This is a genomic window from Parabacteroides gordonii MS-1 = DSM 23371 (assembly GCF_000969825.1).
Lineage (GTDB): Bacteria > Bacteroidota > Bacteroidia > Bacteroidales > Tannerellaceae > Parabacteroides > Parabacteroides gordonii.
This window is the reverse complement of sequence record NZ_KQ033920.1, coordinates 795,800-812,191: the sequence shown is the minus strand read 5'-3', so window position 1 is coordinate 812,191 and position 16,392 is coordinate 795,800. Positions and strand designations below refer to the sequence as shown.

The 16,392-nt window shown below is 41.2% G+C and carries 13 protein-coding genes and 1 pseudogene; 8 read left to right on the top strand and 6 right to left on the bottom strand.

Going from position 1 to position 16,392, the window contains the following annotated elements; all coding sequences use genetic code 11:
* The first annotated feature begins 83 nt into the window (after positions 1-83).
* Both HMPREF1536_RS20390 and HMPREF1536_RS20385 read left to right on the top strand, forming a co-directional pair.
* Complete coding sequence (locus HMPREF1536_RS20390; protein WP_028729304.1) at positions 84-4,004, top strand: TIM-barrel domain-containing protein; 3,921 nt, start codon at positions 84-86, stop codon at positions 4,002-4,004.
* Positions 4,005-4,137: 133 nt separating this feature from the next.
* Entirely contained in the window at positions 4,138-4,896 is a 759-nt protein-coding gene (locus HMPREF1536_RS20385; RefSeq protein WP_028729305.1) for a LytR/AlgR family response regulator transcription factor, read from the top strand.
* A gap of 19 nt (positions 4,897-4,915) precedes the next feature.
* On the opposite strand, the gene HMPREF1536_RS20380 is transcribed toward HMPREF1536_RS20385, so the two are convergent.
* The gene (locus tag HMPREF1536_RS20380) at positions 4,916-5,761 is read right to left on the bottom strand and encodes a helix-turn-helix domain-containing protein (protein WP_028729306.1); all 846 of its coding nucleotides are present in this window, start codon (positions 5,759-5,761) and stop codon (positions 4,916-4,918) included.
* Positions 5,762-5,978: 217 nt separating this feature from the next.
* Here HMPREF1536_RS20380 and HMPREF1536_RS20375 point away from each other — a divergent pair, with 217 nt between their 5' ends.
* The gene (locus HMPREF1536_RS20375; protein WP_028729307.1) at positions 5,979-6,203 is read left to right on the top strand and encodes a winged helix-turn-helix domain-containing protein; all 225 of its coding nucleotides are present in this window, start codon (positions 5,979-5,981) and stop codon (positions 6,201-6,203) included.
* Positions 6,204-6,245: 42 nt separating this feature from the next.
* On the opposite strand, the gene coaW is transcribed toward HMPREF1536_RS20375, so the two are convergent.
* Positions 6,246-7,088 (bottom strand): type II pantothenate kinase, encoded by an 843-nt coding sequence (gene coaW / locus HMPREF1536_RS20370; RefSeq protein WP_028729308.1) that lies wholly within the window; start codon positions 7,086-7,088, stop codon positions 6,246-6,248.
* A 128-nt stretch (positions 7,089-7,216) separates the two neighbouring features.
* On the opposite strand from coaW, the gene HMPREF1536_RS20365 reads away from it, so the two are divergent.
* Complete coding sequence (locus HMPREF1536_RS20365) at positions 7,217-7,816, top strand: MarC family protein (protein WP_028729309.1); 600 nt, start codon at positions 7,217-7,219, stop codon at positions 7,814-7,816.
* A gap of 95 nt (positions 7,817-7,911) precedes the next feature.
* A pseudogene (locus HMPREF1536_RS20360) lies at positions 7,912-8,895 on the top strand (glycoside hydrolase family 43 protein); the annotation flags it as partial.
* 103 nt (positions 8,896-8,998) lie between these two features.
* Here the strand turns inward: HMPREF1536_RS20360 and HMPREF1536_RS28255 are convergent.
* Entirely contained in the window at positions 8,999-9,100 is a 102-nt protein-coding gene (locus HMPREF1536_RS28255; RefSeq protein WP_225608027.1) for an HU family DNA-binding protein, read from the bottom strand.
* A 133-nt stretch (positions 9,101-9,233) separates the two neighbouring features.
* Between HMPREF1536_RS28255 and HMPREF1536_RS20350 the strand changes: the two genes are divergently transcribed.
* The gene (locus HMPREF1536_RS20350; protein ID WP_028729311.1) at positions 9,234-9,974 is read left to right on the top strand and encodes a NigD1/NigD2 family lipoprotein; all 741 of its coding nucleotides are present in this window, start codon (positions 9,234-9,236) and stop codon (positions 9,972-9,974) included.
* Positions 9,975-10,080: 106 nt separating this feature from the next.
* On the opposite strand, the gene HMPREF1536_RS20345 is transcribed toward HMPREF1536_RS20350, so the two are convergent.
* The 3 genes from HMPREF1536_RS20345 to HMPREF1536_RS20335 all read right to left on the bottom strand — a co-directional run bounded on the left by HMPREF1536_RS20345 (position 10,081) and on the right by HMPREF1536_RS20335 (position 12,418).
* Complete coding sequence (locus HMPREF1536_RS20345) at positions 10,081-10,515, bottom strand: helix-turn-helix domain-containing protein (protein WP_157316999.1); 435 nt, start codon at positions 10,513-10,515, stop codon at positions 10,081-10,083.
* A gap of 183 nt (positions 10,516-10,698) precedes the next feature.
* A complete protein-coding gene (locus HMPREF1536_RS20340; RefSeq protein WP_028729312.1) occupies positions 10,699-11,100 on the bottom strand; it encodes a LytR/AlgR family response regulator transcription factor in 402 nt (133 codons plus the stop codon).
* A gap of 196 nt (positions 11,101-11,296) precedes the next feature.
* On the bottom strand, positions 11,297-12,418 hold the full coding sequence (locus HMPREF1536_RS20335) for a helix-turn-helix transcriptional regulator (RefSeq protein ID WP_028729313.1): 1,122 nt from the start codon (positions 12,416-12,418) through the stop codon (positions 11,297-11,299).
* A gap of 151 nt (positions 12,419-12,569) precedes the next feature.
* On the opposite strand from HMPREF1536_RS20335, the gene HMPREF1536_RS20330 reads away from it, so the two are divergent.
* Both HMPREF1536_RS20330 and HMPREF1536_RS20325 read left to right on the top strand, forming a co-directional pair.
* Entirely contained in the window at positions 12,570-15,194 is a 2,625-nt protein-coding gene (locus HMPREF1536_RS20330; RefSeq protein ID WP_028729314.1) for a TonB-dependent receptor plug domain-containing protein, read from the top strand.
* Positions 15,195-15,222: 28 nt separating this feature from the next.
* Entirely contained in the window at positions 15,223-16,389 is a 1,167-nt protein-coding gene (locus tag HMPREF1536_RS20325; RefSeq protein ID WP_028729315.1) for a DUF4876 domain-containing protein, read from the top strand.
* Positions 16,390-16,392: the final 3 nt, after the last annotated feature.

Genomic DNA, 16,392 nt, shown 5'->3' with positions numbered 1-16,392 from the left:
AATTGTATTTTCTTGCGTATGATAATTATATCCCGTAAGTTTGCTGTTTAATATATCTCATACGTTAAAACAACATTGATAACATGAATGACTCTATCAAAAAACTAAAGCAGAAGAGGGTGCTTCTCCTGGCACTGACCCTTCCGCTGCTTTCGCCGTTAACCATGCAAGGCATACAGAAAACCGATGTATGTCTGGAAATACAGCAGGATAAGAAGATTGTCCAGGCGAAACAGATTAATCCCACGACGGTTGAACTTTTGTTTTCCGATAATCAAAGAATGACATTTGATTTTTATGGAGAAAACATCTTCCGGATCTTCCAGGATAACAATGGGGGCATTATCCGCGACCCGGAAGCGAAGCCGGAAGCACAGATCCTGGTCGATAATCCCAGGAAACCGATAGCTCCCCTCACAGTGAAAGAAGACGGAAACATTATATCTATCAGTACAAAAGATATAAAGTTGGAGTTGGACAAGAACACATCCTTACTGAAAGTGACCAATCTGAAAACGAATACGGTCGCACTGGAAGAAGTGAAGCCGGTAGTGTTTGAAAAAGGTAAAACAATCCTCACACTGAAAGAAAATCCGGATGAATATTTCTATGGTGGCGGTGTGCAGAACGGACGTTTCTCACACAAAGGGAAAGCGATCGCCATCGAAAACCAGAATAGCTGGACGGACGGTGGTGTAGCATCCCCTAACCCTTATTACTGGTCGACGAACGGTTACGGCTTTATGTGGTACACCTTCAGTCCGGGTAAATATGATTTCGGAGCAGCTGAAAAAGGCACTGTGAAGTTATCGCATGATACCGACTATCTGGATGCTTTCTATATGGTCAATGAGGGTGCCGTACCTCTGTTGAACGATTTCTACCAGCTGACCGGTAACCCGGTATTATTGCCGAAGTTCGGTTTCTACCAAGGACATCTGAACGCTTACAACCGCGACTATTGGGTGGAAGACGAAAAAGGCATCCTCTTTGAAGACGGCAAACGTTATAAAGAGAGCCAGAAAGACAACGGTGGTGTTAAGGAATCGCTGAACGGGGAAAAGAACAATTACCAGTTCTCTGCCCGTGCCGTGATCGACCGTTATAAAAGCCATGATATGCCGTTCGGTTGGTTGTTGCCTAACGATGGGTACGGTGCCGGATACGGACAGACCGAAACGTTGGATGGCAATATTCAAAACCTGAAAAATCTGGCGGATTATGCTCATCAGAATGGCGTGGAGATCGGACTCTGGACACAATCGGATCTGCACCCGAAACCTGAAGTCAGTGCCCTATTGCAGCGCGATATAGTGAAAGAGGTACGTGACGCTGGTGTGCGTGTATTGAAAACAGATGTGGCATGGGTCGGTGCCGGTTATTCGTTCGGTCTGAATGGTGTAGCCGATGTAGGTCATATCATGCCTTATTATGGAAACAATGCCCGTCCGTTCATTATCTCTCTCGATGGTTGGGCAGGAACACAACGTTATGCCGGTATCTGGTCGGGCGACCAGACAGGCGGACAATGGGAATATATCCGGTTCCATATTCCGACTTATATTGGTTCGGGATTGTCGGGTCAACCGAATATCACTTCCGATATGGACGGTATCTTCGGTGGAAAGAACCTGGCCATGAATACACGTGATTTTCAGTGGAAAACATGGACGCCGATGGAATTGAACATGGATGGCTGGGGCTCAAACGAAAAATATCCTCATGCCCTTGGAGAACCTGCTACATCGATAAACCGCTGGTATCTGAAACTTAAATCGGAGTTGATGCCTTATGCGTATAGTATTGCGAAGGAAGCTGTAGACGGCAAACCGATGATCCGTGCCATGTTCCTGGAATACCCGAATCCGTACACGTACGGCAAGGCTACGGAATATCAGTTTATGTATGGCCCCTATTTCCTGGTTGCTCCTATCTATCAGGAAACACAGGCGGATGAAAAAGGAAACGATATCCGTGATGGTATTTATCTGCCGGAAGGTGTTTGGGTGGATTACTTCACCGGAGAAAGATATGAAGGAAACTGCGTTATCAATAATTTCGCTTCTCCACTTTGGAAACTTCCTGTATTCGTGAAGAGTGGTGCAATTATTCCGATGACGAATCCTAATAATAATGTATCTGAAATCAACAAGGGACTGCGTATCTATGAATTTTACCCTGCAGGTTACAGTTCGTTCACAGAATACGATGATGATGGCCTGACGGAAGCCTATAAACTAGGCGAAGGTACTACAACACTGATCGAATCGGAAGTTGACGGTTATGATCCTACCCTGACCCTGGTATTTGGAAATAAGACAATTCCGGTAGGCAAGAAAGAAGGTAAAAATAATGTAACGATCACAATTCATCCGACAGAAGGTAATTTTAAAGGTTTTGTGAAAGAGAAAGCAACGGAGTTGCGTATCAATGTTACTGAAATGCCTAAAAAGGTAGCAGCTAAAGTCGGTAAAAACAAAGTAAAACTGGCCGAAGTCCATTCAATGGCTGAATTCTCTAAAGGTGAAAATGTTTACTTCTACGATGCGGCCCCTAACCTGAACAAGTTTGCAACCCCGGGAAGCGAATTTGAAAAGGTAACGATTACCAAGAATCCGCAATTATTGGTTAAGTTGGCTTCTACCGACATTACTGCCGATGAAATTACGCTGAATATTGAAGGTTATAACTTCAACACCGCTAACACACACAAGGTAGCAACCGGAACATTAACAGCTCCCAACGGACAGGTTACCGCCGAAAACGTAGAAGCTTATACCCTGAAACCAACCTGGAACAAGGTAAGCAATGCCGACTACTATGAAATCGAATTCAACAACATGCTGTACACTACTATCAAAAATACAGAATTGCTGTTCGATGGGTTGGAAGCTGAAACAGACTACACATTCAAACTTCGTGCAGTCAATAAAGACGGTCATTCCGACTGGAATACATTCAGTACGAAAACGAAGTCTAACCCGCTGGAATTTGCTATCCAGGGAATTCGTGGCGAAGTGACGGCCGAAGTACAGGAAGGCTTCGAGGTCTTCCGTTTGTTCGACTTTGCCGAGCTGGGCGATATGTTCCATACGAAGTACCGCAAGAATGCCATACCGTTCGATATGATCATCGACCTGCGTACAGTGAATCAGCTGGATAAATTCCATTACCTGTCTCGTCAGGATGGTGGTAACGGTACGATGTTGAGAGGTTTCGTTTCTTATAGTATGGATAAAGAAAACTGGACTCCGGTCGACTCCTTCCGGTTTGAACGTAACGGTGATGTGAAGGTGTTCGAATTCAAGGACAAACCGAAAGCACGTTACATCAAACTGAATGTGACCGAAGGTGTAGGCAATTACGGTTCAGGCCGCGAATTGTATGTATTCAAAGTTCCCGGAACAGAAAGTTACCTGCCGGGTGATATCAATAACGATAAGAAGATCGATAGCAACGACCTTACTTCATATATGAATTACACGGGTCTGCGTAAAGGCGACAGCGATTTCGATTATGTAAGTGCAGGTGACATCAATCAGAACAATCTGATCGATGCCTATGATATTTCGGTCGTTGCCACTCAGCTGGATGGCGGTATCGAAGAACAGGGTACTGAAAAAGCGGCCGGTACGATCGAGATCAGCACTCCGAAACAGACATACAACAAGGATGAGATCGTGGAAGTCAAGGTAACGGGAAAAGATCTCAAAGCAGTTAATGCCCTGAGCTTTGCTTTGCCTTACGATCAGCAGGATTATGATTTTGTGGGCGTGGAACCGTTGAACCTGAAAGCAATGGAGAACCTGACTTACGACCGTTTGCATACAAACGGCCAGAAAGCGCTGTATCCTACTTTCGTTAATCTCGGCGACAAGGAAACACTGGAAGGAACTACCGACCTGTTTGTCCTGAAGCTGAAAGCTAAACGCAAAGTGAAATTCAGCTTAAAGGCAATCGATGGTTTATTGATCGATAAGGATTTGAATATGTGCAAGTTCTAAGAACTATCCATAGTTAATATACAAGAATCCCTTGTTTCAGTAATTGTCTGAAGCAAGGGATTTTTTATGGGTATTATTATTATCTTTGACAAAATGAAATCTGTTAATGTCTGAATTATAATAGAACGCTTATATGGAAATGCTGCAAAAAATAAGAAGTGTAATTGTTGAAGATGAATCGGCTGCCCGCGAAGCACTTAAGAATTACCTGGCTAAATATTGTCCTGCCGTCGAAATTATCGGGGAGGCGCACGATTGTAAATCAGCTATTCCCCTATTGCACGAACTGGAGCCGCAGTTGGTCTTTCTCGATGTGGAAATGCCTTACGGGAATGCCTTCGATGTATTGGAAGGATGTAAAGACCTGTACTTTGAAACTATCTTTGTGACCGCATTCTCCGAATATTCGCTTCGGGCATTAAACCAGAGCGCCGCTTATTATCTCCTGAAGCCTGTGAGTATCGAAGAACTGATATTGGCCGTAAACAAGGTACAACAGCATATTATAAACCGTGAAATATTCAACCGGAATAAAATACTGGTAGAAAACCTTCGCGAACCTAAACCCGAAAAGCGGCAGGTGATCCTCCCCACGTTGGAAGGTTTTGAAGTGATCCGCATGGAAGATATTATCCGTCTACAGGGGAACGGTAATTTTACGGACATTTATCTGAAGGATAAAACAAAGAAAATGGTATGTCGCTTCCTGAAATATTTCAGCGAGATACTTCCCTTTCCCTTTGTTCGGGTGCATAAATCGCATATCATTAATTTTCACTGTGTCAAGTCGTACCATAAAGGTTCGGGCGGATATATCGTATTGGAAGATAATACGGAAATAGAAATCTCTCCCAGTTATAAGGATGATTTTCTCCGGCTGCTTAAATCCTAGCGATCCCCTCTGGCCGGTGTTAACTATTACGGAACTCCTGCGGTGTCATTCCCGTATGCCTTTTGAAATACCGGTTGAAGAAAGACATATTATTGAAGCCTAATGAAAATGCTATTTCTTTTATGGGCAGATCGGTTGATTTTAACTGTGCCTTAATATCCATCAGGACAATGGCCGTGATAATTTCCAAAGCCGTCTTACCCGTCTCCTTTTTGATGGTCGAACAGAAATGTGAAACGGTAACTCCCAGGTGTTCTGCATAAAAAGCGACATTGCGTTGGGTCGTGTAATGATACATGACAAGTTTTATGAACTCCCGGCACATTTCCTTGCTGCGCGTATATAACGGATTTTTCCATTTCCCATGATTCTTATATAACTCGGCCGTCCCTTGCATGAAGATCGTGAATATGGACTTGATAATATCTTTATTCCCTAAAGTACAGGGTAGCGAATAGGCATGCAAAAGCGGTTTAAAAACATCCAGGTAGAGTTGCGTAAGGTCCTCGGACAGATGTATGATGGGATCTTCCGTCAACATGGGAAGCAATTTGATCGTAGTTAATATCAGGTTATTGTTTTCCATAAACTCCTGTGAGAAGCAGGCATAATAGAAATGGGCATCCGGTGAAACTTCATTGATCTGTATAAAACAATCTGGAGTCAGTGTCAAGAAGTCATACTGTTTGATCGTATGTCCGGATAGATTGAGTGTGACGTGCACATTGCCTTTTACACATAAAGCGAAGAGCACGGCTTTCATTTTGCATGAGTAGTTGATATAGCGTTTTAAAATATCCCCGGTAATATTGTCGCCGGCAATAAAATCCATAGGGATATCGAATATAGGTATGTTTTCCTCCATATTGTTCAGATTTCTAGTTTTCAAAGATAGTATATTTGATGTTGATACGATGAACAATCGCAAAAACAGGACATAGAAACCCAATAATAGGAATTGATGGTTCCCTCAAAAACCGTGTACTTTGCATTCGTTTTAAACGATAGGGAAAATGAACAGAATACGTTTTCTTTTGTTTTATATTCACTGAGTAGATATATTTTTCTAAAAAATTACAATTATGGAAATAGAAAAGATCGGAGAAAATGCCGGTAAGGTCTGGCATGAGTTGAATAAGGGAAAAGAGTTGTCGATACCGGAACTAAGCAGGTTGATTGATCTGAGTCATGAAGATACCACCTTAGCAATTGGATGGCTGGCACGTGAAAACAAAGTGTATATACAACGAAAGAACGGTCAGGTATTTGTAAGCAACGGCATGATACAAGGACTATATTTTGGTTGATCATATATAGCGTCAGAAAAAAGCTTTTCTGACGCTTTTTTATTAAATAACCTTCATGTATTCTCTCTTATTGATATAGGTAAGTGCCGCTCCTATGGCTGTACGGTACTCTGCATATTCAGGAATGTGGAAACGGGTATTGTACATCGCTTCCAGTTTGGGGAATATGTCTTTGCATTGAGGAAGTTTCGTCAGGTTACCGATCAGTATGAAATCACGTATATCGCTGTTCAATGCAGCTAATATGACAGACTGACCGATGCATTGGAGTACCATATAAATAATACCCAGCGCAACATCTTCCTGTGAAGAGTTGGCATCGGCTTTACCGAATGTAGATGCTGTCGCGTCTAAAGGTAGTCCGGGTAGCGGTATATTACATATATCCTGTATTTGCAGGTTGATATTGGTTATGTCTCCTTTTAAGGCCAACTGGACAACCTGCCGTATATCCTGTGTTTTAAGAAGTAATTTGGATAAGCCAAGCACTGTTCCTCCCCCGATACCTATGCCGCCGATATGTTCTATCTTCTCCCCTTCCACCTTGACGAAAGAAGTTCCCGTCCCCATACTGACAACGATCAGTTTCTCTATCCGGGTCAGATACTGCGCTCCGAGCCCATTGGCCAGGAATTCATCGGTCTTGGCTGTTGGCAAACCATATAACGGTTGGTTTATATAAGCACTGCCAACACCTGTCAGCATTACTTTTTCAACTGCTGATAAAGGAATGTCATTATCATATAAATATTTGCCGAATGCCCCGAATAATGAAGTTACCGGGTCGGTTGCCCGAACAAACATCGGACTCTTTATTTCCTGCCCGTCGATGCCTACAATTTTGGTGGTACTTCCTCCTACATCTATACCGATTACTATTCCCATGACTTTTAAGTTCTGTTTGCGCAAAGATACTACAATTATTGTGCATTCTTTACGGCAATAGAATTACTATATAGCAGAAAATTACTATCTTCACGGAGTAAGTTTAATATTCAAAGGAAAGGTTAGTTATGTTTGAAGAATTTAATTTCCAACAAATGATCAGTGCCTTTATCGTACTGTTTGCCGTAATTGATATTATCGGGTCTATTCCTATTATTATTAACCTGAAAGACAAGGGAAAAGAGGTGAACGCACTGAAAGCGACGGTTATCTCTTTTCTGTTGATGATCGGTTTTTTCTATGCCGGTGACTTCCTGCTGAAACTCTTCCACGTGGATATTGAGTCGTTTGCCGTAGCCGGAGCGTTCGTTATCTTCTTATTATCTCTGGAAATGATACTTGATATCGAAATCTTTAAAAATACGGGACCGATCAAGGAAGCGACGCTTGTCCCTCTAGTCTTTCCCCTGCTGGCGGGTGCCGGCTCGTTTACCACTTTATTATCGTTAAGGGCGGAATATGCCAGTGTAAATATAGTCGTGGCATTGATCCTGAATATGCTGTGGGTTTATTTTGTGGTTCGTATGACGAAACAAGTAGAGCGTTTACTGGGAAAAGGCGGGATCTATATCATACGCAAATTCTTCGGGATCATTTTGCTGGCTATCTCCGTCAGGTTGTTTACGGTAAACATTACCCTCCTGCTGGACGCCCTGCATAATCAATAAATGTATAATATGGAATAAGTGTACAATTTGCATTAAAAGAAAATTCTCCTATCTTTGTGCAATTGAAAGACACGTACATATTATAATTTATTATCATGAAAAAGAACGGATTCAATGTATTATGGGCAACATTCCTATGTTTGTCCTTGCATATTTGCAGTTATGTGCAGGCTGAAAACCAACAGGAGAAAGATTATGTAGCTTATCTCTTTGCCTACTTCACCGGAAACAATGTAGAGCAGGAAGCCATACATTTCGCAGTGAGCGAAGACGGTTATAATTACAAGGCGCTGAACAACAATCAGCCTGTTATCGACTCGAAAAAGATTAGTTCGACCGGCGGTGTACGCGATCCTCATATCCTGCGTTGCGAGGATGGGAAAACGTTCTATATGGTAGTTACCGACATGACTTCCTCTAAGGGATGGGACTCCAACCGTGCGATGGTTTTATTGAAATCCACCGACCTGGTGAACTGGTCGTCAAGCGTAATCAATATACAGGAAAAGTATGCAGGACAGGAAGACCTGAAACGTGTATGGGCTCCGCAAACGATCTATGATCCGCAAGCAGGAAAGTATATGGTTTATTGGTCTATGCTGCATGGTGACGGTGCGGATATTATCTATTATGCATATGCTAACAAAGATTTTACCGACATTGAAGGAGAACCGAAACAGTTATTCTTCCCCGAAAACGGTAAATCCTGCATCGACGGCGACATAATCTATAAAGACGGCACTTTCTACATGTTTTATAAGACCGAAGGACATGGGAATGGTATCAAACTGGCAACAACTTCTTCTCTTACTTCCGGCCAATGGACTGAATACGACGGATACAAGCAACAGACAACGGATGCCGTGGAAGGATCGAGCGTTTTCAAACTGATCGGTTCCGACACTTACATTTTAATGTATGATGTCTATATGAAAGGCAAGTATCAGTTTACGGAAAGTAAGGATCTAAAGAATTTCAAAGTGATAGACCACACTATCTCAATGGATTTCCATCCCCGTCATGGCTCGGTCATACCGATTACCCGTGAAGAGCTGAAGCGGCTTAAAAATAATATGCCAATGTGATAATGGCACATTGGCATATTGACGCATTATTCCCCCTTATTCAGGAACTTAAGCAGGTCTTTTCCCAGTTTGAATTTTATGCTGTTGCGAGCCGGGATTAGTGAGGAGAGCCTGTTTGTGGATTACGTCCGGTACGTTCACTCTGCGGCCATAGTGTAAACGTACCGAATCCCTGACTGGTTATTGCTCCTTCTTCCATGAGCAGGAATAATCGATTATTTAAAGATCACAAGAAGTTTATTAATATATTTTATCAACCTTCTTTGCAGCATTTTCAAACTCTTATCCATCTTCACTGATATAAACATTTAATAATTTAGTGATATTAAGCTATGAAGACGTTGAAATTACTTTTAATGGCCACGGGAGTATTATTTACTTCTTTAACCTTTCAATCTTGTTTGGATGATGATGACTATAATTATGGGTATCTAACGCCAAACGCCCTTGTAACAGTAAAGCCGGTTAGCGACAATTCGTTCTTCCTGCAACTGGATGACACTACAACCTTATTACCTGTAAACATTGCTTCTTCTCCTTACGGAAACAAAGAAGTAAGAGCTTTGGTTAATTGCAGGGAAGTGAATGAGCCCGCTGAAGGCTATAGTAAAGCTGTCTATGTAAATTGGATAGACAGTATCCTGACAAAACAAATAGCACCGGATCTGGGAGTAGAAAATGATTCTGTATATGGTACCGATCCCGTAGATATGATTAGAGATTGGGTTACTATTGCAGAAGATGGTTATCTGACACTCCGTTTCAGAACAAACTGGGGAGATCGTAACAAAGCTCATTTTGTAAACTTGCTGGCAAGCCAGGATCCGGCTAATCCTTATGAAGTGGAATTCCGCCACAATGCTTATGGAGATGTTTATGGAGTCGAAGGGGATGGATTGGTTGCATTCAACCTGGGTAGTCTGCCTGATACAGAAGGTAAAACGGTTAAACTGAAATTGAAGTGGAAATCGCCCGTCGGAGATAAATCGGTAGAGTTTGATTATTGTACGCGTAAGGCTACTCCTGGAAAATCTTCAATTGGTGACGAAAGAAGTGTGTTGAATCTGAAATAAATACAGGGTATATCAATTTAAGAGTGGTAAATAAAATATACCGGAACAAAAAAGCTACATCAAAATTATTGATGTAGCTTTTTTGCTTATATCCCCTCAGAAATTATCAGTCGGAAGAATTTTCAATATGACGGTACTCACTTGGTAACATTTTGTATTTGGACTTGAACTGACGTAAAAACGTACGGGTCGTCTTAAATCCCGATTCGTCAGCTACTGCATCTACGGTTTTATTGCTATCGTCCAATAATAATGTGCAGGCATATTCCAGACGATGATTATTCACCAGTTCCAGGAGTGTCATATTGGCTTTTGCATTCAGAGCCTTATTGACAAGCTCTTTATTGATATGACAACATTTTCCTACTTTTGCTATATCAATACCTTTATCCAGATAATGCTTTTCGATAACGATAAACCGGATAATCGAAGCATAAATTGATTCAAACTCTTCTTTGCATTCTTCAATAACCGAAAGAGAGTTTTCTCCTTTAACAGCCACCAATTCATTCTTTTTCTGACGACGATAATAATAGATCATATAGCCTAACAATATGAAAATAACCAGTGAAATAAAACTATATAACTGATAATATTCAATTATCTTTTGTTGTTCTGCAATTTTATGTTCTAGCTCAGTATTCAACAAGAGAATCAGGAAGACTATTATTAAAGATTCCATTTATAATATCATTAATTAGTGCAATGAGATAATACCAACAATTCAACCGATTGTTCCCAATATGTTGAAATGGGATAATATTTCTTTTTTATATTGCCTGCCGATAGGGATCATATGTTCGCCGATATAAAATGTATTACCTATATAACTGGTGACATGATTCTTGTTAATAATAAAAGAACGATGTACCCGGAGGAATAAAAGTTCCGATAGATGTTGCATCGTTTCAGCCAGTGTGTATGATACTGTTATTTTACCTGTCTGTAAATAGAAATTACAGTAGCTTCCCGATGCTTCAATATAAAGAATATCACTAAATGATATTTTACGGAAGTGATCCTGAATTTTGATAAAGATATTATCTAATGTGTTTTTATCTGTGCAACTTGATGCATTAGCTGCCGTTTCTACCTGTGTTTGTTCCTTAAAATTGAGTGTGTTCATTTTGTTTCATGTTTATAGGCTTAATGAGCCTTGGTTATGTCAACAAAAATAAGTAGGAAGCCAGGTTTTGTAATTCCAGAATGTTTCTTATTCAATTATTTTTATATTATTCTTATTATCAGATTATTAAACGTTGAGCTAAGTGCTTTTTTATTTATGATTTAAGAATAAAATATATAATATCGGAATATCTTCATTAGGAATTAAGCTTCATTTTCTTTCTCCATTGGGAAGGTGGCATATGATGTCGCGCATTAAAAGCCTGATAGAACGTAGATGAAGTTTGAAAGCCCACCAACTCGGAAATTTCTATTACCTTTATATTGGTATCCTTTAACCATGATTCTGCTTCATCCAGACGAAGAGCCGTCAGATAATCAGAAAAGCGAACTCCTAATTGCTGATTAAAGTAATGACTTAATGAAGTGGCATTCGTGCCAAGTTCACTGGCAAGTATTTTTAGGGTCAGATCTGGATTGTGCAGGATATCCGGTGATTTTAATAGACTGATTATCCGCTCTCCCTCTTCCTGGTTGAATTGAGTAGATACTTCTATTTTATCTTTTGGATTAGCTTCAGTTCTGATGAAAAAATAAGGTAATAGGTAAAAGCCTATTTTACGCTTTACAGTCCGGTAAAATACGGACCGTTTCAATAAATATACACCAATAAGAATAAGTGACAGATTATACAGAATATTGCATATATAACTCGGAGTAAGCATACTCATTACAGAAATGAATATGAAACATAAAACGCATAATAACTCTCTTTTAATAATTTGTATTTGCGGTGTATTATCGTTTATTCTGCTTAAAAGACGAGGCAGATAAACAAACAATTGTACCGCCAGAAGCAAATAACAACTGATACGGAAAGAGACCCACCAGGCAGAGCGATCAAGTCCGAATTCATGCCAGCTATAGATCAATTTATCAGGTACCGGATTGAATAATGTCATCGCTACATAAATAACAGTTAATACTCCCGGAGGAAGTAAGTGTCGTCTCCATTGCCGGGCATCCGGTAAACGATTAGTTATCCGAAAACGGAAATACAAATAAAACAAGGGAGTGAGCAATGTGAAAGCCCAGCTGTTCAAACTGGAAATAAGGGCAATCTTTCTGAAAAGGAAGAGTCCTTCATACCAACTGTTGTAAAAGGATACAACACAGAGTACCAGCGTGATGAAAGTTGTAAGTATGGTCTTTTTGTTATATCTGCCATATTGTAACAAAGAAATCCCGGCGATGCTTAAAACACCCCAGGCTAATAAGGAAGTACAAATAACTAAAATCTGAAATAATAATGATAACATAAAAACATTTCTGAATGCAAATGTACTTACTAAAGTTTATAAATGCAGGTTTCTTTGTTTTTTTATTTTCAGACGATAAGTGAACAAAATAAAATAGCTTATTTTGTACTGCCATAAGGCTTTTAACAGTAGGTAATCTACAAAAGAGAAGATGAATAAGCATAGCTGCAGGAAAGCTTTTGAGGTAATTTTCTTTGTCTTTTGTTCGTTAATAATTAACGGGCAAGAGAAAATAACAGTACCTGATACCCTGCGTAATATCCGGCTCCGGGAGGTGGTAGTCACGGCTACTCCATCAGATGCACCGGGTACCAGTTCCTTGATTGGGCACGATGCCATCCGGCATATACAAGCGACTGATTTATCAGACTTGTCCCAATTATTACCTGGCGTACTTACCCGTAATCCTGATTTGAATTCTCCTGCTGTCTTCACAGTCCGTAGTGCTACATACGAGAATGCGACAAATGCATTGGGAACCGCTATACTGGTAGATGGAGTGCGAATGAACAATAATATGAATATGCAGCAACTGGGACTTGAAGGTCAAGGTAGCCTGTTTAACAGTTCTGCTCTTTCAGGATTTGATGTCCGTTCGATTTCACCTGCTTCCATAGAATCTGTAGAGGTGATACGCGGAGTGCCTTCGGCCCGCTATGGGGATGCTACCAGCGGCGTTGTATTGGTAAACTCGAAAGCCGGATTGCAACCTTATACGGTGGGATTGCGTTTTACGGCAACTGAGAAACTTGCTTCTATAGGTAAAGGTATGGCTATGGGAGCGAATGGAGGTATTCTCTACCTGGGAGCAGATTATGCACTTTCATCGCAAGATCCCCGACTGCCGGAACAAACATTTCAACGGATAGGTATTCAAATAGCTCATGCGAAAGACTTTGCTACGGCATCACTTCGTTTTAATTTGCGGGGATATTGGACACTGGATAAAGGAGGCGGAGGTCGCAACACTATTGACGGTGAATATCAGAAAGCCTTTAACCGGGGCTTTTCATTCTCGGCAAACGGACGCTGGGATTTAAATAAATCCTGGATTTCAAACTTGGAATATCATGCCGGATTGACCTATAGTTACCAGAAGAATGAATCGAGTATATATTACTCAAGCACGCAGCAGGTAACAACTTATACCCGTCAGCCGGGTGAGCAGGCCGGTATATTTTTAGCTCCCAACTACTTCAGCGATCTTTCGGTGGAAGGGAAACCGTTATCCGCAGATGCGTCACTTACGGCCAATCTCAGAAGTACACTATCGAATAATGTATATAATCATTTTATGCTTGGTCTGGAAATGGGGACAGAGGGTAACCGTGGAGAAGGTATTCAGTTCGACCCTCTCCGCCCGTCGTTGGAAATGATCCGAATGCGTACCCGTTCTTTTCGGAGTATTCCCTTTGTACATCAATATACAGCTTTCGCAGAAGATAAGGTCACTTTCCATACAGGAAAGATGAGAACTGAAATACAAGCTGGTGTACGTTTCACCAAACTGCAAACAGAGGCATTGCGTTATGCCCCGACAGCAGATCCGCGTATCAACGTCAGACAGATTCTGTTGGAACAAAATGAAAATCCACTACTGAAACACCTTAGTATACGCGCAGGTTGGGGACTGATGCGTAAGATGCCGGTCTTAGCCTATTTGTATCCGGATAAATCCTATACCGATAAAAATAGCTTTACTTATAATGATATGGAGAATAACGAGCGACTGACTGTGATGCATACTTTTGTGACCGATCATACTTTTAATCCAAATTTGCGCTTACCGGTAAACCGAAAATTGGAGTTGGGACTTAACCTGCGGCTAGGACAAATGACTGCCGATATTGTATGGTTCAGAGAGCATCTTCAGAATGGATTCAGCACAACGGAACAAGCTGAACCTTTTACATACCGACGTTACGATCCGTTAACCGGTAAAGGGGAATATCCCGAACTGACTCCCGATGGGGTAGTGAACAACGGGAAGCCTCTCTCCTACACTACCCTTGCAACGTTCGCCACTTTCACTTCCCCGGAAAATGGTATTGAGCAATTGAAACAAGGCATTGAATATACATTCGATATGGGGCACTGGAATACTTTGCATACTTCACTGTTTATCAGTGGCAGTTATTTAAAGTTACATGAAAAAAACACGGCATTGTCAGCAGTGTATCCCCAGGTTGAGCTGAATGGCAAGCCATATCCGTATGTCGGTATTTATGAAGCAGATCACCTGGCCGCCAATTTGCGGGTTTGGCAACAATTCAATACCCGTTTCCAGTTCATCACCCAGTTACCCCGCATCGGTTTGATCACTACTTTAACTTTACAGGCCGTATGGATGGATAAACAACGCCGTGGCATGGAAAGCAGTTACAATAATCCCGTTTACCTGATCGACGATAATGGGAACCGGCTCGATGGAGATCCGATGACCGATATAGAACATCGTAAACGTCTCAATCCAGTATATTATATGGATAGTGATGGAGTACGACATCCCTTCACTCCGGAAATGGCGAACGATAAACGTTTCGCTGATCTGGTGCTGGATGCTGGCACACTGACCCGGTATCAGGAAGATTCGTTCGGCCCCTATTTCCTGTTGAATCTTCGGGTAACGAAAGAGATAGGGCGCTATGTATCAGTTGCTTTTTGTGCCAATAATTTTACGCAATCGAATCCAAAGAAATACACCAGTAGCACACAACAATATACGATTCAAAATCCTGGTTTATATTATGGAGCCGAGATGACGATCCGGTTTTAAAAGAGTTTTTAATATAAAAAAACATCAAATGAAAAAAGGTTTTTACTTATTACTTGCTTTAGTTTTATTCTTTGCTTCCTGTTCGGAAGATGAGAAACAATCTTCCAGTATTTATATCCAGCTAGTTGCTCCCGAAGGTTATTCAACGTTGCCTTATGAAGAAATGGAAGTTGCACTGACGAATAAAGATCAGGGAACTGTGTATTCTGTGCATTGTTCATCTACAGGAAAGGCTTCATTCAACGTTGAACCGGGTTACTATGCTGCTTCGGTACATTATCAAGCCGCTTCCGGACTGATTTTTAGCGGAAGAATAGAATCTTTATCGTTGCTTTCAGACCAGGAACAAGGTATGATAGAGCTACCGTTATCACAGGCTAAAATAAATGCTCTTGTCATTAAAGAGATTTACTTTGGTGGTTGCAAGGGATTGAATGATAAAGAATATCAGGCAGATCAGTATGTGACCTTATATAACAATTCAGATCAGACAATTTATCTGGATGGTTTGTGTGTCGGAATTGTGGATCCGGGTAACAATCTGGAATCTCCCTGGATGAATTATACGGATATGAAACGGATTCCGGTAAATGATCTGACCTGGCAGTTTCCCGGAAAAGGGAAAGAATATCCTTTGGCACCGGGAGAAGAAACAACCATTGCCACGAATGCCGTGGATCATACGGGCGGAGAGTTTCAACACGCTAACTCTGTCGATCTGTCCGGGGTCGATTGGGGATTTTGGGATGTGAGTCTTGAACGGCAAAATATTACTACCGGTGTTAAACCCATGACGTTGCTCGCAAATCTGAATCCTTTATTAGTAATGTACTCTCTCCCGGTTTTTGGCCCTACATTTATGGTATTCAGCTTGCAGGATTCACCGGAAGAATATGTACAAGATCCGGATAATCGCGAACCGCGTCCCCAGGCGGCTAATCAAGACAAGCGTTATCTGATGGTTCCTCAGGAATGGGTAATAGACTGTATAGAGTGTGTGAAAGATATCAATTCACCTAAGCGAGTGCCTAATGAACTTGATAACGGGAAATGTTATATTCCGGGAGACAGGTATTCAGGCCGGTCGATTATCAGAAAGAAAACAGGAATGGCAGACGGACATGTTATTTATCAAGATACAAATAATTCCGCCGAAGATATGGAAGTTACATTTGCTACCCTAAAAACAAAATAATGG